Below are 13,626 nucleotides of genomic sequence, written 5' to 3'. Positions count from 1 at the left end.
GGCCCGCCGGCGGAATCCTGCCCCGCCGGACTTGAAGGCAGTGCGGCGCATCAGGGGCACACCCCGCCAATCACCTCGCCCGTGTCCGGGTGGGTCTGCTCGCGCTCCCACTCCTCAAAGGTCGCCGGGAACTCCACGTTCAGCTCGTTGATGGCGTGGGCCATCACGCGGTCGATCAAGTCACCGTACGCGCGCACGCCCAGGCTCTCCGTGCTGATGCGCTCCTGCGTGGTGGTCGTGGCGCCGCTGATCGGGTCATGGTGCGTCACCGCGCGGCTGCCCAGGTACTCGGTGCGGAAGTGCTCCTTCCAGGTGGCTTTCGAGTGCCGGCGGCCGTCGATGACCACCTGGCGCGCGATCTCGGCCAGCACGAAGTCGTGATAGAAAATCCGCTGCCTGTCGGTCTTGGCGTCCTCGTGCAGACGCACGAACACCTCCAGCCGGCGGCCAGCCTCCCACTGCTGCATGCACCAGGGCGCCACGCGCTGCAGGAAGTTGGCCCGGGCCTGCTCGGGGCCATCCCAACGAGCGTGAAGGGCAATCTCAGCCACGGCCACCTCCCCGCAGATCCGCCGCGCGGCGATAGGGCCAGGCCACCATGGCAGCGTCGCGGCTGTGCTCGTTGCTCGGGCCCGTCCAGCCCGTGACGGCCGCGAAGCGCCGCGCATCCAGCTTGCCACCCTTCCCTGCCGGGCTGATGCCGTGGGCAGGGATGCCCAGATCTGCGCAGTGCGCCGTGATGTCGGCGCAGCGCGCGTCCACCTGCCCCACGTTGCGCGCCATCTTGGCGCTGGCGGCGCCGGTCTTGCCGCGCGTCCAGGTGTGCGACTGCAGCCGGCTGTCCTCGAAGACCACGCGCGACGGCATGCGTGCGGCCAGCGTGCGCTCGATGTGGTGCGGCGGGATCGTCAGCAGCTCCACCAGCTGGCCGTCCACGAAAACGGCCACGCCCGTATTGGCTCCAGGGTCCATTCCAAGGATCACGCTCATGCCCGTGCCCTCCCTGGGATCAGCGCAGTGAACATGCCGCCCTCTTCCCGCCACGTCTCGTTCCTGCGGATCTGGCCAATGGTGGGCTTGGAGACGCCGTAGCGCTCCGCCAGCACAGTCTCAGATTCAGCACTCGCGCGGATGGCCCTCACCTTCTCAAGGTCCAGCTTGCCGCGCGCTGCCTGTTGTGCGCGGGCTATGCGCAGCCTGGTCAACGGCGTGAGGCTGCGGCCGCGCGCTTTGTCGGCGCGGGTGCCGAGCTTCATGTGCTCATAGGCCACGCATGCCGGGTCATCGCAGCCCGCACGGACTGTCTGCTGCAGGCCCAGCGGACCCCGCTTGATCGTCCAGACCACGCGGCGGGCCGCCGTGGGAGGGCCGTCCGGCCCAAACCGCACCATGGGGCCGCGGCGCGGGTCGATATAGCCAGTCCAGACCAGGCACCCGTCCACGGTGCGCTTGCACTTACCCTCGATCAGCTGCAGGCGCAGCTCGTCGGGCATCACCCAGTCGGTGACCACGTAGTGCGGGAAGCGGTCCAGCTGGATCAGCCGTATGAGGCCCTGGCCCATCAGCTCATCGATGATGGCCCGCAGCTGGGCGCGGGCCGGATCGGACATGGTGCCGGCCAGGGCGGCGTACTGCACCGGGCCGGCCTCAATAGTGGCCAGCACCTGGTCGCGGTCGAATTCAAACCTGCGGGTCATTGGGTGTTCCTGAGAGCGAAGTGGTAGACGCCGAACCCATCAGGGCCGGTGCTTTCGGGGCGGACGCGGCCGGCGCGCACGGCTGCCTCGGCCTCCACCTGGTTGACGGGGATCTCACGGCCGCGCTGGACCGCGTAGAAGCGGAACCCGGGCCGGTAGCGCAGCACGGCGCCGGTCTTGAGCAGCTGCAGCAGGGTCATCGCGGCCAGCCCTCCATGCCCAGGGCTTGCATTGCGGCGCGAATGGCAGTGCGCGTCAGCGTCTGGTCGCCGGCCTGCACGCGCGCCACGATGCGGCGGGCCCAGTCCTTGCCATCGCCAAGGGGCTCGATCTGGACATGCACAGGCGCTGCGTTCGGTGCAGGCAGGGCCAGCCAACCATGCTCCTCGGCGTGCGTCTTGCGGGGCGTGGCGGCCCTGCACATGGCTTCGAACTGCGGAAGGTGCGGCGGATAGTCCGGGTGCTCTGCCGTCAGGCGCGCAACAGCGGACTCGATCACGTCGGGCGCGTACTTGGCCAGCGTCGTGCGCCAGACTCGCATCGCAGCGCGCACGCCCAGGTCGCGGCCTTGGTCATCCAGCACGCCCGTGGCGAACTTGCTCAGGAACAGCGCTCCATAACAGCCCTGCATCACGAGGAAAAGATTCTTCACGGCAGGGTTGGCGGTAGGCTCTCGCGCACCGTCGTGCAGCGCTGTAGGTGCCAGCGCGGAAATGCTTTGCATGGTTCAGTCCTCCACGATGGCCGCATACGCGGCGCTGTGCTTGTTGTTGGCCTGCGGGCCTCTGGCAGCTCCGGCGATGGACGGCGGCGGCAGCGCGGCCGCCAGCCATTCGAGGGGCTGCAGAGGCCGCGCCTTGGCGCACTCCCGCAGCTTGTCGATCAGCACCGCGTCACCGTGGGCCTTGCGCAGCCCGCCGAGAAACGAGCGAGCCGCCTTGTCCGCAGTCCCGGCGTTGACCAGCATGGAGAGGCCATAGCCGAAGATGATTTCGCCCGGGTCGGTCAACCTGGCGGGTGAACCGCCCGTACCGTCAGGTACGGAATACATAGGGTGTCCCTGTCCCTGTCCCTGTCCCTCTCCCTGTCTCTTGGAGTGGGTTTCGTCAGGGACATGTGGCCCTTGTCCATCGGGACCGGGATGGCTGTCCCCAGGGACAGCACCGCCTTGTCCCTCGGGACAAGACCCCTTGTCACCAGGGAGCGGCAAAGGCTGTCCCGCAGGACGTCCCAAGGAAATCCACTCCTCGTATGAGGGACGTCCCACGGCTGTCCCGTGCCTGTCGTTGTGCTTTTTGATGCGCGCGCACTCCGTCCGCCAGCGCTGCATCAGCTTCGAGGCCCACGCATCCCGGGCCTTTTCGGCCACCACGGGGTGGTGGTAACGGCCATCGCTGCAAAGCACCCAGCCATGCATGGCGCCTTCGCGCACACGCTTCCACTTCGGATCGATGCGCCCGCGCAGGGCATAGCCGGCCTGCTTCGCAATCCAGGCATCGTTGTCAGGCATGGAGCCCGCTGGCACTTGGTGCCAAGCCGCTGACCACAGCAGCACGGCAGCCCAACAGGCTTCCGGCGTTTCATTGGCAGCAAGGTCCGAGTCACGCAAGCGCGCGACATCAAGGGGCATGAAGGCGAAATCAGCGAGGTCGCAATCCTCGGGAACCATGGGTTCAGGCAGTTGTTGCTCGTGCATTCCCCACCTCTTCCTCGGCCGCAGGCAGACCGAAGGTCTCCGGCGGGGCTCCAAGCGCTTCCACCAGCAGCGGATTGCCCCGCAGCTGACGCACGATCAGACTTGCCTCATGCAACGCTTCTTTCGCATGCTCTTCCAGCAGCGCCTCGATGTAGGCCGGGCGCTCCATGCCCTTGGCTCGGGCCAGCGCGTCCAACACGCGCAGGGTGTTGGCGTCGCACTGCTGACGCAGCTCCAGCGTGTCGGAGCAACTGGTGCGGCCTGTGCCGCGAGCGAACGCGACCAAACCACGGACGACACGGTGCAGCCGACCGTCCGTTGAAGTGAATTTTTCAGCCATGGAAGGCCTCTTGAGAAGAAAAGGTGCCCACCCTCTCTCGGGGCAAAATGGTTGGTTCCACACAACCATTCCCGAGAGGGGCAGACATGAACGAAAAACTGGTTCTGGACGAACTACGGACCATCAAGCTGATGTGCATTGCCAACTTCGTCGAACTTCAAGAGATACGGCGAAAGCTGGACATTGCCGAAAGCAACCGCGAGGAAAAATACGACTACGACGACAACACGGCAGAGCACGTCAATTCCCTGTCTCAGAAACTGCGTCGCCTGTTGAAAGACGATCTTCCCCATCTGTGGGAGAACAACATTGGAAAGCAGGGGGAGTAAACAGCGTCTCGGCCTGTAAGCGTTCGACTGCGTCATCCATCGTTCTCTTTGCGACATCGAGAACGAATAAGGCATCTGCGTACGAGAGCCCGTTCAGCAGGCGAAGCAGCTCCACCGCTTTGACCTTGATCGGATCTGGAGTGCGGAGAGGCCTATGCATGGCTGGCATCCAATGCTTGGCTGGTCGTCTTTTGTGCAACGATCAAGTCGCGGATATCGGCGGGCGTGGGGAATTTTCGTCCCACCTTCAGCCACTCGCACAACGCCTTCGTCACAGCCTCTTCGTCATCACAGCCCAAGGCTATGAAGAACAATCGCAGCGATCCAACAGACGTAAAGGCGGGATGACCGAAAATCTCGGCACTACTGACCAAGAGCCCTGCGGGCATGGAATAGGGTTTTTTAAGGAATTCAGGAGTTTTCATGGCAACAAATTTCAAAGACCACTCCACTAAAGAGATCGAAGCAGCAATAGAAAAGGCTCTTGGAGAGCTTTTTGGAACGCCGGTCAGCATCAACATTCGCCAAACGAGGCATCAATATCCGGAGGGCGCTGCAGCTTTCTTGTCCACCTCAAGGTGGAGCACACATGTGGAAATGAGCGTTGTCGATGCACCGCCAGAACTAGGTGACGACGACCCGTTCTGATCGCCGGGCAAAACTCAGAGGACAGTCATGCATGGCTGCCCTCCTTCGTGGCGGCAGCCGGCGGCAGCTGGGCGCTGCCGTAGATGTGGTCATAGGTAAGGACCAAGCCGAAATCGCGCGCGGCGTAGGCGATGAGGCGCCCCGCCATCTCAGGCAACAAGGTCTGGCCTCGTTCGTAGTGATAAACGTTGCCTTGGGTGCAGCCGATGCCGTCACCCAAGGCCTTCTGGGTGATTCCGAGGTGTTTTCGGATGCGTCTGAGGTTGTGCATCCTTAAATACTAGCAGTGCTTTTAATTTTGTCAACAGCAGTGCTTTTTGCCGTTTGGCAACAGTTTTACTAGCCTCGCTATTTATGAGTGAAGAGATCCGCAGAACCCTGACCGATGAGCACCGCGAGGAGTCGCGCAAGCTCAAGAGCCTGTGGGTTGAGCGCGAGGAGCGCGTGTCCCAGGCAGAGTTCGGGCAGACCTACGACATAGGCAGCCAAGCAGCCGTGGGGCACTTCCTCAATGGCAAGGCCGCGATCAGCTTGAAGGCCGCGCGAGGATTTGCAAAAGGATTGGGATGCGAGATCGCAGACTTCAGCCCCAGGCTAGCTGCGGAAGCAGCTGCGCTGGGCGAGGTTGCCGGTGGCGGTAGTCAGCCGCTGAACTTCACCCAATTGTCCAAAGACGAAATGCAACTCGTCATGGTGTACCGGAGCGTCCCCAAATCGACCCAAGCCAAGTTACTGGCTGACGCTGAGGCGCAGCTCCGCCAACACCAGGGAGAGGGGGAGCGGCAACCCCCGGACGCATCAGGGCGGACTGCTCATCGACGTGTAGCGGCACACTTGGAATAGCCAGCTCGCCCGGACTCCCAGCACTCGGCAAAAGCGCCTTCACATCCACACGCTCGTAGTGCGCTCCGAATAGCAAATGGTGAGCGGAGGCGCAGTACGCTGCAGCCAAGTCCGCCACCTGGAATGCCGTAGGCACGGTCACCCCTGTCTCCCAAGCGGAGACTGTCTGCCTCTTCACGCCCAACAGTTCTGCCACATCATCTTGCGAGAGCGCGCAGCGGCGACGGGCGGCACGCAACCGATCGCCCAGTGCTTTTTTTCGTATTGGCGTCATCGCGTTCTCGCGAAAAACTGTACACACATACAGTATTCACCAATAGTCGCACTTTTGCAAATGCAAGCCATGCTTGCGCAACCGTGCGTTGCGGCAGGTGCAAGCCTGGCTTGCAAAACGCCATTTTTTGCTCTGAGACGGAGAAAAATACAAGCACTGCTATTGCCTCGATAAAAAAGCACTGCTACTATTTGAACGTCAGCAGCAATCTCGCTGCCGATGGGCGCCACCAACATGCCGCCCTCGTTCATGCAGCAGGCACGGCTGGGTAAAGGCAGCGCACCGCGGGCGGCAGCGGGATAGAAAAGGTCGTCGTTCGCTCTACTGCTGCTGCGCCTGCCCGGATGGGGTTACGGGCGCGATCCGGGAAAGGCCGCGCGAAGTCCATACCCTGGGGCTGAATACGGGGTTGAGGCATGCACTGGGATGCCAAGAAAAGAAAAGCCCAGAACGATCTTTGGAGGAACAACCTCCACACCCGGCCCAGCCGGGGAAAAAACGCAGCGTCTTGCAATCAGGGCGCTGCGTTTTTTTATGGCGACTCGGGGCGCCCTCTCCCCGCTCTCAAGGAAAACATATGTCCGCACTTCTCGCTGCCCAACTGGCAAAGCTGTCCGAGTTCGATTTCATCGTCGTCGTGGATGCCAGTGGCTCCATGACCACCGACGACGTGAAGGGCCGCACTCGCTGGCAGGCTGTGCAGGAAACCGCCGAGCAGTTCACCCGCGACCTGGCCAAGCTGGACAGCGATGGCATCGGCCTCGTCGTGTTCAACGGCCAAGCCGTCGATTCGTTCGATGGCGTGGACGCCAGCAAGCTGGCCGAAGTGTTCGCTGCCCGTTCCCCCCGTAGCTCCACCCCGCTGGCCGAGGCCCTGACAGCCGCGCTCAAGCTGGCCGGCAAGTCGGACAAGAAGGACTTCGTGATCGTCTTCACCGATGGCGTGCCCGATGACCGTGCGGCTGCGGCCAAAGTGATCGTGGATGCCTCCAACAAGCTGCAGAGCGACGATGAACTGACCTTCCTGTTCGTCCAGGTGGGCCACGACCGAGCCGCGACCGACTACCTGCGCGAACTGGACGACAACCTCAAGGGCGCCAAGTTCGACATCGTGGATGCCAAGACCGTGGCCGAGGCCGAGTCCTTTGCCAGCACCGCCGATCTGGTGCTGGCTGCAATCGACGGCTGATCTATGGTAGATCTCATCTTGCTGACGTTTTGCGCTGGCATGTTCGCCGCCGGTTTCTGGACCGGCTCCAAGTACAAGCGGCCCTCTGAATTGCTCAAGGCCATGAAGACCTGGTTCAACTGACCCCCGTGCCCTGGCCAACGCCAGGGCCATCACGCTGGTGCCCTGCCTTAGAACGCCGCCGCGATGGCAAACGCTGACTCGGGCACACCGATTGCTCACGGTAATTGCGGCCAGCAGAAGTTGGCGCCCAAGGCTTGGGAAGCCGGAGCGGGTGTAAGCCCCGCGCGATTTCAGCCGGTTCAGGAGTTTTTTCGAGGTCTTTTCAACTCGCTGATGCCCGACAGGCCCGGCTTTTTATACGTGATGGTGGATTGTTCCTGCAAGCGAGACGCAAAACTGAAAACTCACGGAGGTGTGCGATGCAGCGTGTGACCCCGACAGAAAGCTACAACCCCGAGCCTGAGGCTCGCTATTACCGGAGCATGGCCGAAGCCTTTCCCTGCGGCCCTGAGGAAGCAGTCTCCCTATTCGCGCCGGAGAGGCGCGTTGTCCCTCTTTTCGCGTGCTCGGCGCTTCTCCTGCTGCTGTGTTGGGTCCTCCTAACCTGAAGCTGGTCTATGTACCAGCTGCTGCGCGTTTTTACTGTTACCTGCAACTTCTGCAGTTTTAATTACAACGCCTCCCCTAAGGCGATGGCCCTTTTCTGACCGCTTTTTCAAGCCGGGTCTGAGTTTTTCACCACTTCAATCCTCGGTTTCAGACATGCCCTGCCCCGGGGCACCGGCTCTCTTCCATTAAGGCCCGCAGCTACTGCTTGCGGGCCTTTCTTTTTTCTGGTCTGGGAAATCTTATGAATGCACGCCTCCCCTCTATCTGTTGGGCCTCAGTGGCCGATGCCGAGCGCGCGGCCCAGGAAGACAGCGCCGAGGCAGAAGACGCCGAGCTGGATGCATATGTCCGTGACTACTACGGCCCGCCATTCGTGGCCGAGTTTGTGCAGGAGGCCCTGCAGGCCGCGCAGTACGAGCTGGCCCAGCAAATCGCCGCCGCCAGTGAGCGCATGGGCCAGAGCCTGAACCCCGAACACCCGCAGCTGACCGTCATGGGCAACTCCATGGACGAGTGGCTGCGGGCCTATGCCCGCCAACGTGCCCGCGATGACATCGCGGACCTTCAACGAAACCGCCACTGATCGAGGAGCCATCATGTACCGACGTGACGAAATCCCGGACCCGCCGCCGCTGGCATGGCTGATTGCCGTGCTACTGGGCATCAGCCTGCTGTGCCTGCAGGCAACGCTGGACGATGAGCCTGGCAAGGCGCCGCCCGCCACCGTCAGCGCGCTGGCGTGCCCTGGCATGCACGCCGAATGGGTGAGCGAGAGCGTCGTGGAATGCCAGCGAGAAAAGCCATGAATCTGGCTGATCTGACCAACGCCGAGAAGGTGCCCCTGCTGCTCGAATTGCTTGAAGAGGCAGGGGAACAACTGGACCGTGCATGGCCCGCCGGCGGGCGCCGCTACCTGTCCGCCGTCCGCGAGATGCGCGGCGATCCGGAAGACCCGGAATGACCGCCCAATCCACCAAGCGCCACGCCGGCGCCGACCATCGCCCGCTGCTGCGGGCGTTTCATTTTCCACAACCCGCGAGGTTCCCATGAACGCTGTTTCCCAGAAAGAGGCCGCAGCCCTTGAACTGGTTCCGGCGGCAAACGCCGCGCCCGCCCCCGCTCCCGCCGCCCTTCCCACGTCCCTTGCGGCCAACTTCATGCTGACGCTGCAGGAGCGCGGCGCAGGCCTGGAGCAGATCGAGAAGATGATGGATCTGCTGGAGCGCAACGAGCGCCACGAAGCCGAGAAGGCCTACAACGAAGCCCTGGCCGCATTCAAGGCCAAGAACATCCGCATCGTGAAGCGCAAGGCCGTGGACTTCAGAACATCCAAGGGCAGAACAAGCTACAAGCATGCCGAGCTGGACGACGTTGTGCAGGCCGTGGGCCCCGATCTGTCCGCACTCGGATTCGCGTGGTCTTGGCAAACGCGCCAGGTCGGCCGCGACATCACCGTGGTGTGCAAACTGCGGCACCGCCTGGGCCATGCCGACACAGTTGAGCTGACGGCCCAGCCCGATGAAACAGGAGGCAAGAACGCCATTCAGGCGATCATTTCCACCACGACCTATCTGCAGCGGCACACGCTCAAGCAGATCACGGGCGTGGCCGAGGCCGGAGAGGATGACGACGGCCAGGGCGGCGCTGCTGCCCCACTCACAGAGCACGCCCAGGGCTGGGTGGACTACATCAAGAGTGTGCGGGGCACTGTCGAGTTCGAAGCAGGCTGCCGCAAGGGACGCGCTGCCCTCTCCCGTGATCGTGCCGGCCTCATGGCGTTCAACGAAGCCACGAGGAGTGCAGCATGAGGGAGTTCCTGTTCCGCTGCAGCAGCATCGGCAAGCTGATGACCGCGCCGGTGAGCATCGATCCCGCGCTCATCACGCCTGAGGTCGAAGCCATCCAAGCGAAGAAGAAGCGCACGGACGAAGAGAAGGCCGTGCTGGAACGGCTCAAGCTGGGCACGCTCAGCGAGACCGCCAAGACCTACATCCGGGAACTGGTGCGACAGGAGCTGTGGGGCGTGGACTTCGAGGTGTCCAGCAAATACACGGACAAGGGCCTGGCAGTCGAAGCCGAAGGCCTGGCCCTGCTGAACCGCGTGCGTGGGCTGACCTTGGCCAAGAACACGGAGCGGCGCAGCGACGGCCAGATCACGGGCGAAGCTGACACCGTGGACCTGGGGCCGCGCCGCTGCGGCCACGACCTGAAATGCTCGTGGAGCCTGCAGACCTTCCCCGCATTCGTGCGCGACTGCGAGGACTCCCTGTATGCATGGCAGATGCGCGGCTACATGCGCCTGTGGGATGTGGACCGCTGGGAGGTCAACTACGCCATGGTCAACACGCCCGAGGAACTGCTGGGCCAGTACGAGCCGCAACAACTGCACCTGGTCGAGCACATTCCCGAGCACATGCGCCTGACCACCTGGGCCATTGAGCGCGACCGCGCGCTGGAGGCTCAGATGGACGTGAAGCTGGAACTGGCCCGGGCTTACTACGCGCAGTGCATTGCGGAATTCACGGCCACGCACCCGGAGCCAGCGCCTGCCACCCGCGACGCGGCACCGCCGCAGCCTGAGCTGATCGGCTTCGACCTGGCCACGCAGTCTGATCTGCATGTCGAGGTCGAGATGGCGCCCATCCCTGCGCTGCAGCCGGCACCACCGGCCACAACCCAGCCTGCAGCGCTGGACCAGCTGCAGTTGCAGGAACTGGTGGCCAGCGGCCAGACGTTGAAGCTGGGCCAGATTAACGCGCGCTTGGGTATTTTCGAGATCAGCGCCACGACCGCCAACGCGGTGGGCGTTCAGACCGTCAAGGACCGGGGCGCCGTGCACATGCCTGCCACCAGCTTCGCGGCGTTCTGCGATGGCTTGATCGCCCACATCGCCGACGTGCGCGATAGCTTCCAAGCTCAGCCATGAGCCTTCGCAGCGTTTTCCTTGGCCTCGCGGGCATGAGCCTGCTGGCCGGCAGCACTGGCTTTGCCGGTGCATTCCTCCTGGCTGCCGCAATTGCGGCATGACCAGAACTTTTAATCCATGGCCCTACCAAAAGAAGGGCCCCACTTTTCGAAACCCTACTGGAGAAAAAACAATGAGCGACTACAAGACCCTGCTGCAGCAAAAGGCCGAGCTGGATGCACGCATCGCGGAAGTGATGAAGACGGAGAAGGCTGGAGCGGTGGCAGAGGTCCGCGCCCTGATTCAGCAGTACCAACTGACCGAGCAAGACGTGTTCCCCGCCTCCGGCTCCAAGGCGAAGGGCTCGGTGGGCGCGCCTAAGTTCCGTGACCCCGAGACTGGAGCTACCTGGACCGGCCGGGGCAAGCCGCCGAACTGGATCAAGGACAAAGATCGCGCGGAATTTCTTATCCCGGAAAAAGCAGGCGCCTAAAGGTCAAACTCGCTCAACCTACAGCGAATGCGATCTTGAGTAACGCTGTCCTCAGGATTATCGACTTCGATAACCAACAGGTGATAGGGAAATTCGATCCCGACAGGTGATGAAACTGGAGGAGCAACCGCAGGTGCCTCAAATATGGGCACTCCAGTTGTTTCTCCGGGTTTTGCAAGCACCACCATGCTCGCGTGCCAGACATGCATAGCCTGCAGTTCAGGTTCGCGTATCCGAAGGTCCATGACGAGATCTCCAACAAAAAGCTTGGCTGAATCACCACCGGCCCCCAGGCATCTAATCCTGGGGGCCGGCGAACTACGGAATCAGTACATCAAGCGAAGGATTACTTATGTTCCTTGCCAGTTGTTCCTTGTTGACCAGAGGCTGAACCGGAACCACCGCTCTTGTCGCTGCCGCGTTGAGCGTCGCGCTCTGTGCGCCACTTGTTGAACTCGTCAGAGAACTTTTTGTAGCGATCATTTCGCCAGTTGCGGTAATCCTCATCCAAGGCATCCACTTGTTCCTGACGCCACTGATGATAGTCAGGGTCGAACGGTTCACTTGTCCGGCTCTGACGTACATATTGCTGGTCAGAATTGCCGTAATTGTTTCCGCCCGCTCCACGATCCCAGCCTTGAGTATCTCGGCCAAAATCACTGCGTTCATGGCCGCCCCATCCGCCTTGCTGCGAATGGCGCGAGTAGCCTTGATCTTGTCGAGAACGACCATAGCCTTGGTCGCCGTATCCGCTGCCGCCACCGTATCCGAACTCCCGACGACCAGGCGCTGGACCGTATCCGCCGCCGTAGCCCCCTTGCTGCTCGCCTTGGTACCCCTGATAGGCGGACTGCTGCCCGCCAGGGTAGCCCCTTTCGGGGTATCCACCGCCTTGCTGACTACCTGAGTAGCCGCTGCGATTTCCTTCCCACTGGCCCTCATCGCGCCACTGGTCCTGCCCGCGTCCTGCGTAGGAGCGGCGGCTTTCGTCAAACTGATCGCGTCGGCCGTTTCCGTCGCCAGAGTCCTGCTGCTGTTGACGGTTCTGACCTTGTCGGCCGTGGTCTTCATGCTGTGCCATTGCTGGTTCCTTTCATGAGCTTTGACTTCAGGCTCGGAAATTCAAGCCTGCCAACTCTCTGAGCAATCAGCATTCCTAGCCAACATCCAAGAAACATAACCTCACATTTCTTTAACCACGAAACATTTGCCCTCGCATCCCTTTCTATTCGTGCTTTGAAACTCAGGACCACACAGCGCGCATGGGACAACTGTCCTTACACGTCAAGCAACGAAATCTGGGGAGCCAGTCCTGCTGCTAACTTCAACGAAGCGATACCGTGGATCTGCTCCCAATTCTTTTTATAGGAATCAAGGCAGCCGGCACGAAGACCAGCATCCCCGCCTGCCAGCTTGTCGAGTGCATCCCCAGAGATGGTGCCGCTGTAACGCCCATCTTCTACCCAGAAGTTAAACGATACCTGCCGGAGATCCATTTTGTATTCAGCATCAGGGTCGCACCGGTCCATCTCTGCTCCTTTTTTGTAGAGCCCTAATTTCACCATAAGCCTCCGACCACGGAGGCAATCCCGAAGCCGCCCGGCCCTGCCGCGAGCGGCTTTTTTTGGCCCAAATTTCAAGGAGCCGCATGCTCACCCCTCAATTTCTCCTGCCCCTCGCTGCCAAGCTGGTGATCGACCTGTTTGCCGGTGGCGGTGGCGCGCCGACCGGACAGCCTCTGATAAGCCCCTGACGAAAACCGCCCAGGTTCGCATGGTCGACAACTCAGTGAGCCCCGTGCCCATGCGGTTCATCGTGGCCGCCAACTATTCAGAGGCCTCTTCCAGCGCAACGCGACGCGCGGCCTGATGCCTGCTCCACCCCAAACCCGGCCCGCCCAGTGCGGGCCGCTTCATTTCTGCATCGACATGTCCAAGACCACACCTCAGAAGCCCTACGCCCCGCCGACCAGTTGCTACCAAGGCACGGAGCTGAAACCGCTTCCAGGCCTGCCGGCCTCGCGCTTCTATGCCTTCACGCTGCCCAGCCGCGTCGGCGGGCATCTGTACTACCCCGCACCCACGCGTCGCGTCGAACCTTTCCCTGCCTGAATTGGAGCCTTCAATGACGATGATCAACACCCCTCTGGTGCTGCTGGCACAGCAGTGCGGCGGCACCTTTCACACGCCCGGGCCGACGCGCGCCATTCGCGGCATGTGCCTCACCTTCCAGCAGTTGGAAGCGCTGGCCGAACGACTGCGCTCCACCGATGCCTCTATCAAGACACCCCTCCAAAGCAAGGCCCCTCAAGAGCCCATTGCTGGGCAAGGGAACGACCCGACACAATGAAGACATTTTTTGCACTCATGGCGGAATACGGGACCGCCCACATTCCCGTAGAGAAATGCGCCGGACTTTTCGGACTGTCGCCAAGAAAGGCATGCGAGGCGGCAGGCCGCCAACGGCTTCCTGTCCCGGCCTTTCGACTGGGATCGCAAAAAAGTCCATGGCTGGTGGACGCACAGAAGCTGGCCGATTACCTCGACCGACTCAAACAGCAGGCGGACGCCGATTGGCAGAGGCTGCAGTAAACGCAGCTC

Annotated in this window: 24 protein-coding genes and 1 pseudogene; 12 read left to right on the top strand and 13 right to left on the bottom strand. The window is 62.1% G+C overall.

Features of this window, described 5'->3' with window-relative positions; translation table 11 throughout:
• Positions 1-50: 50 nt before the first annotated feature.
• Genes ACM14_RS19210 through ACM14_RS19180 form a run of 7 tightly spaced genes read right to left on the bottom strand, consistent with a single transcriptional unit; the run spans position 51 to position 3,733 of the window.
• Positions 51-551, bottom strand: a complete 501-nt coding sequence (locus ACM14_RS19210) for a recombination protein NinB (protein ID WP_065347029.1) — start codon at positions 549-551, stop codon at positions 51-53.
• Complete coding sequence (locus ACM14_RS19205) at positions 544-990, bottom strand: hypothetical protein (protein ID WP_026062239.1); 447 nt, start codon at positions 988-990, stop codon at positions 544-546. Before ACM14_RS19205 ends, ACM14_RS19210 begins: the two co-directional genes overlap by 8 nt.
• The gene (locus ACM14_RS19200) at positions 987-1,697 is read right to left on the bottom strand and encodes an HNH endonuclease (protein WP_065347028.1); all 711 of its coding nucleotides are present in this window, start codon (positions 1,695-1,697) and stop codon (positions 987-989) included. The genes ACM14_RS19205 and ACM14_RS19200 overlap by 4 nt, the downstream gene beginning before the upstream one ends.
• The gene (locus tag ACM14_RS19195) at positions 1,694-1,897 is read right to left on the bottom strand and encodes a hypothetical protein (protein WP_065347027.1); all 204 of its coding nucleotides are present in this window, start codon (positions 1,895-1,897) and stop codon (positions 1,694-1,696) included. The genes ACM14_RS19200 and ACM14_RS19195 overlap by 4 nt, the downstream gene beginning before the upstream one ends.
• Positions 1,894-2,421, bottom strand: coding sequence for a hypothetical protein (locus ACM14_RS19190; protein WP_065347026.1), 528 nt, complete (start codon positions 2,419-2,421; stop codon positions 1,894-1,896). Before ACM14_RS19190 ends, ACM14_RS19195 begins: the two co-directional genes overlap by 4 nt.
• A 3-nt stretch (positions 2,422-2,424) precedes the next feature.
• Positions 2,425-3,393, bottom strand: coding sequence for a DUF1376 domain-containing protein (locus ACM14_RS19185; RefSeq protein WP_065347025.1), 969 nt, complete (start codon positions 3,391-3,393; stop codon positions 2,425-2,427).
• Complete coding sequence (locus ACM14_RS19180) at positions 3,371-3,733, bottom strand: hypothetical protein (protein WP_254662092.1); 363 nt, start codon at positions 3,731-3,733, stop codon at positions 3,371-3,373. The genes ACM14_RS19185 and ACM14_RS19180 overlap by 23 nt, the downstream gene beginning before the upstream one ends.
• Positions 3,734-3,819: 86 nt before the next feature.
• Between ACM14_RS19180 and ACM14_RS19175 the strand changes: the two genes are divergently transcribed.
• Entirely contained in the window at positions 3,820-4,062 is a 243-nt protein-coding gene (locus ACM14_RS19175; protein WP_065347024.1) for a hypothetical protein, read from the top strand.
• A gap of 152 nt (positions 4,063-4,214) precedes the next feature.
• Here ACM14_RS19175 and ACM14_RS19170 read toward each other — a convergent pair whose 3' ends face one another.
• Positions 4,215-4,487 carry a hypothetical protein gene (locus tag ACM14_RS19170; protein ID WP_139093457.1) on the bottom strand — a complete coding sequence of 91 codons (273 nt, stop codon included), beginning with the start codon at positions 4,485-4,487 and terminating at the stop codon, positions 4,215-4,217.
• On the opposite strand from ACM14_RS19170, the gene ACM14_RS31675 reads away from it, so the two are divergent.
• Positions 4,486-4,710 carry a hypothetical protein gene (locus ACM14_RS31675; RefSeq protein WP_139093456.1) on the top strand — a complete coding sequence of 75 codons (225 nt, stop codon included), beginning with the start codon at positions 4,486-4,488 and terminating at the stop codon, positions 4,708-4,710. The two genes, ACM14_RS19170 and ACM14_RS31675, sit on opposite strands and share 2 nt — an antisense overlap.
• 25 nt (positions 4,711-4,735) lie before the next feature.
• On the opposite strand, the gene ACM14_RS19165 is transcribed toward ACM14_RS31675, so the two are convergent.
• Positions 4,736-4,981 (bottom strand): helix-turn-helix transcriptional regulator, encoded by a 246-nt coding sequence (locus ACM14_RS19165; protein ID WP_065347022.1) that lies wholly within the window; start codon positions 4,979-4,981, stop codon positions 4,736-4,738.
• A gap of 83 nt (positions 4,982-5,064) precedes the next feature.
• On the opposite strand from ACM14_RS19165, the gene ACM14_RS32480 reads away from it, so the two are divergent.
• Positions 5,065-5,553, top strand: a complete 489-nt coding sequence (locus tag ACM14_RS32480) for a transcriptional regulator (protein WP_065347021.1) — start codon at positions 5,065-5,067, stop codon at positions 5,551-5,553.
• Between the two features lie 91 nt (positions 5,554-5,644).
• Here the strand turns inward: ACM14_RS32480 and ACM14_RS32745 are convergent.
• Positions 5,645-5,827, bottom strand: a pseudogene (locus ACM14_RS32745) (helix-turn-helix transcriptional regulator); the annotation flags it as partial.
• Between the two features lie 577 nt (positions 5,828-6,404).
• Between ACM14_RS32745 and ACM14_RS19155 the strand changes: the two are divergent.
• The 7 genes from ACM14_RS19155 to ACM14_RS19130 all read left to right on the top strand — a co-directional run bounded on the left by ACM14_RS19155 (position 6,405) and on the right by ACM14_RS19130 (position 11,026).
• On the top strand, positions 6,405-7,016 hold the full coding sequence (locus ACM14_RS19155; protein WP_016452844.1) for a VWA domain-containing protein: 612 nt from the start codon (positions 6,405-6,407) through the stop codon (positions 7,014-7,016).
• 853 nt (positions 7,017-7,869) lie between these two features.
• Complete coding sequence (locus tag ACM14_RS19150) at positions 7,870-8,211, top strand: hypothetical protein (protein WP_065347020.1); 342 nt, start codon at positions 7,870-7,872, stop codon at positions 8,209-8,211.
• Between the two features lie 13 nt (positions 8,212-8,224).
• Positions 8,225-8,434 carry a hypothetical protein gene (locus ACM14_RS19145; RefSeq protein WP_065347019.1) on the top strand — a complete coding sequence of 70 codons (210 nt, stop codon included), beginning with the start codon at positions 8,225-8,227 and terminating at the stop codon, positions 8,432-8,434.
• The gene (locus ACM14_RS32085; RefSeq protein WP_175403285.1) at positions 8,431-8,589 is read left to right on the top strand and encodes a hypothetical protein; all 159 of its coding nucleotides are present in this window, start codon (positions 8,431-8,433) and stop codon (positions 8,587-8,589) included. The genes ACM14_RS19145 and ACM14_RS32085 overlap by 4 nt, the downstream gene beginning before the upstream one ends.
• A gap of 85 nt (positions 8,590-8,674) precedes the next feature.
• Positions 8,675-9,436 (top strand): ERF family protein, encoded by a 762-nt coding sequence (locus ACM14_RS19140; protein ID WP_065347018.1) that lies wholly within the window; start codon positions 8,675-8,677, stop codon positions 9,434-9,436.
• Positions 9,433-10,554 (top strand): hypothetical protein, encoded by a 1,122-nt coding sequence (locus ACM14_RS19135; RefSeq protein WP_065347017.1) that lies wholly within the window; start codon positions 9,433-9,435, stop codon positions 10,552-10,554. The genes ACM14_RS19140 and ACM14_RS19135 overlap by 4 nt, the downstream gene beginning before the upstream one ends.
• A gap of 172 nt (positions 10,555-10,726) precedes the next feature.
• Entirely contained in the window at positions 10,727-11,026 is a 300-nt protein-coding gene (locus ACM14_RS19130; RefSeq protein ID WP_065347016.1) for an H-NS family nucleoid-associated regulatory protein, read from the top strand.
• Here ACM14_RS19130 and ACM14_RS31670 read toward each other — a convergent pair.
• The 3 genes from ACM14_RS31670 to ACM14_RS19120 form a co-directional block, all read right to left on the bottom strand.
• Positions 11,023-11,271 (bottom strand): hypothetical protein, encoded by a 249-nt coding sequence (locus ACM14_RS31670; RefSeq protein ID WP_139093455.1) that lies wholly within the window; start codon positions 11,269-11,271, stop codon positions 11,023-11,025. The two genes, ACM14_RS19130 and ACM14_RS31670, sit on opposite strands and share 4 nt — an antisense overlap.
• A 73-nt stretch (positions 11,272-11,344) precedes the next feature.
• The gene (locus ACM14_RS19125; RefSeq protein WP_065347015.1) at positions 11,345-12,097 is read right to left on the bottom strand and encodes a hypothetical protein; all 753 of its coding nucleotides are present in this window, start codon (positions 12,095-12,097) and stop codon (positions 11,345-11,347) included.
• A 206-nt stretch (positions 12,098-12,303) separates the two neighbouring features.
• Entirely contained in the window at positions 12,304-12,588 is a 285-nt protein-coding gene (locus ACM14_RS19120) for a hypothetical protein (RefSeq protein WP_139093454.1), read from the bottom strand.
• Between the two features lie 562 nt (positions 12,589-13,150).
• On the opposite strand from ACM14_RS19120, the gene ACM14_RS19110 reads away from it, so the two are divergent.
• Both ACM14_RS19110 and ACM14_RS32740 read left to right on the top strand, forming a co-directional pair.
• Entirely contained in the window at positions 13,151-13,375 is a 225-nt protein-coding gene (locus ACM14_RS19110; RefSeq protein ID WP_065347012.1) for a hypothetical protein, read from the top strand.
• Complete coding sequence (locus tag ACM14_RS32740; protein WP_065347011.1) at positions 13,372-13,617, top strand: pyocin activator PrtN family protein; 246 nt, start codon at positions 13,372-13,374, stop codon at positions 13,615-13,617. The genes ACM14_RS19110 and ACM14_RS32740 overlap by 4 nt, the downstream gene beginning before the upstream one ends.
• Positions 13,618-13,626 lie beyond the last annotated feature (9 nt).

The organism is Delftia sp. JD2 (assembly GCF_001682645.1).
Lineage (GTDB): Bacteria > Pseudomonadota > Gammaproteobacteria > Burkholderiales > Burkholderiaceae_C > Comamonas > Comamonas acidovorans.
This window is presented reverse-complemented; position numbering and strand designations above follow the sequence as displayed.

Coding starts and splice junctions, on each gene's coding strand:
- ACM14_RS19205 (WP_026062239.1), bottom strand. CDS start 990: ATGAGCGTGATCCTTGGAATGGACCCTGGAGCCAATACGGGCGTGGCC.
- ACM14_RS19200 (WP_065347028.1), bottom strand. CDS start 1,697: ATGACCCGCAGGTTTGAATTCGACCGCGACCAGGTGCTGGCCACTATT.
- ACM14_RS19195 (WP_065347027.1), bottom strand. CDS start 1,897: ATGACCCTGCTGCAGCTGCTCAAGACCGGCGCCGTGCTGCGCTACCGG.
- ACM14_RS19190 (WP_065347026.1), bottom strand. CDS start 2,421: ATGCAAAGCATTTCCGCGCTGGCACCTACAGCGCTGCACGACGGTGCG.
- ACM14_RS19185 (WP_065347025.1), bottom strand. CDS start 3,393: ATGCACGAGCAACAACTGCCTGAACCCATGGTTCCCGAGGATTGCGAC.
- ACM14_RS19180 (WP_254662092.1), bottom strand. CDS start 3,733: ATGGCTGAAAAATTCACTTCAACGGACGGTCGGCTGCACCGTGTCGTC.
- ACM14_RS19175 (WP_065347024.1), top strand. CDS start 3,820: ATGAACGAAAAACTGGTTCTGGACGAACTACGGACCATCAAGCTGATG.
- ACM14_RS31675 (WP_139093456.1), top strand. CDS start 4,486: ATGGCAACAAATTTCAAAGACCACTCCACTAAAGAGATCGAAGCAGCA.
- ACM14_RS19170 (WP_139093457.1), bottom strand. CDS start 4,487: ATGAAAACTCCTGAATTCCTTAAAAAACCCTATTCCATGCCCGCAGGG.
- ACM14_RS19165 (WP_065347022.1), bottom strand. CDS start 4,981: ATGCACAACCTCAGACGCATCCGAAAACACCTCGGAATCACCCAGAAG.
- ACM14_RS32480 (WP_065347021.1), top strand. CDS start 5,065: ATGAGTGAAGAGATCCGCAGAACCCTGACCGATGAGCACCGCGAGGAG.
- ACM14_RS19155 (WP_016452844.1), top strand. CDS start 6,405: ATGTCCGCACTTCTCGCTGCCCAACTGGCAAAGCTGTCCGAGTTCGAT.
- ACM14_RS19150 (WP_065347020.1), top strand. CDS start 7,870: ATGAATGCACGCCTCCCCTCTATCTGTTGGGCCTCAGTGGCCGATGCC.
- ACM14_RS19145 (WP_065347019.1), top strand. CDS start 8,225: ATGTACCGACGTGACGAAATCCCGGACCCGCCGCCGCTGGCATGGCTG.
- ACM14_RS32085 (WP_175403285.1), top strand. CDS start 8,431: ATGAATCTGGCTGATCTGACCAACGCCGAGAAGGTGCCCCTGCTGCTC.
- ACM14_RS19140 (WP_065347018.1), top strand. CDS start 8,675: ATGAACGCTGTTTCCCAGAAAGAGGCCGCAGCCCTTGAACTGGTTCCG.
- ACM14_RS19135 (WP_065347017.1), top strand. CDS start 9,433: ATGAGGGAGTTCCTGTTCCGCTGCAGCAGCATCGGCAAGCTGATGACC.
- ACM14_RS19130 (WP_065347016.1), top strand. CDS start 10,727: ATGAGCGACTACAAGACCCTGCTGCAGCAAAAGGCCGAGCTGGATGCA.
- ACM14_RS31670 (WP_139093455.1), bottom strand. CDS start 11,271: ATGGACCTTCGGATACGCGAACCTGAACTGCAGGCTATGCATGTCTGG.
- ACM14_RS19125 (WP_065347015.1), bottom strand. CDS start 12,097: ATGAAGACCACGGCCGACAAGGTCAGAACCGTCAACAGCAGCAGGACT.
- ACM14_RS19110 (WP_065347012.1), top strand. CDS start 13,151: ATGACGATGATCAACACCCCTCTGGTGCTGCTGGCACAGCAGTGCGGC.
- ACM14_RS32740 (WP_065347011.1), top strand. CDS start 13,372: ATGAAGACATTTTTTGCACTCATGGCGGAATACGGGACCGCCCACATT.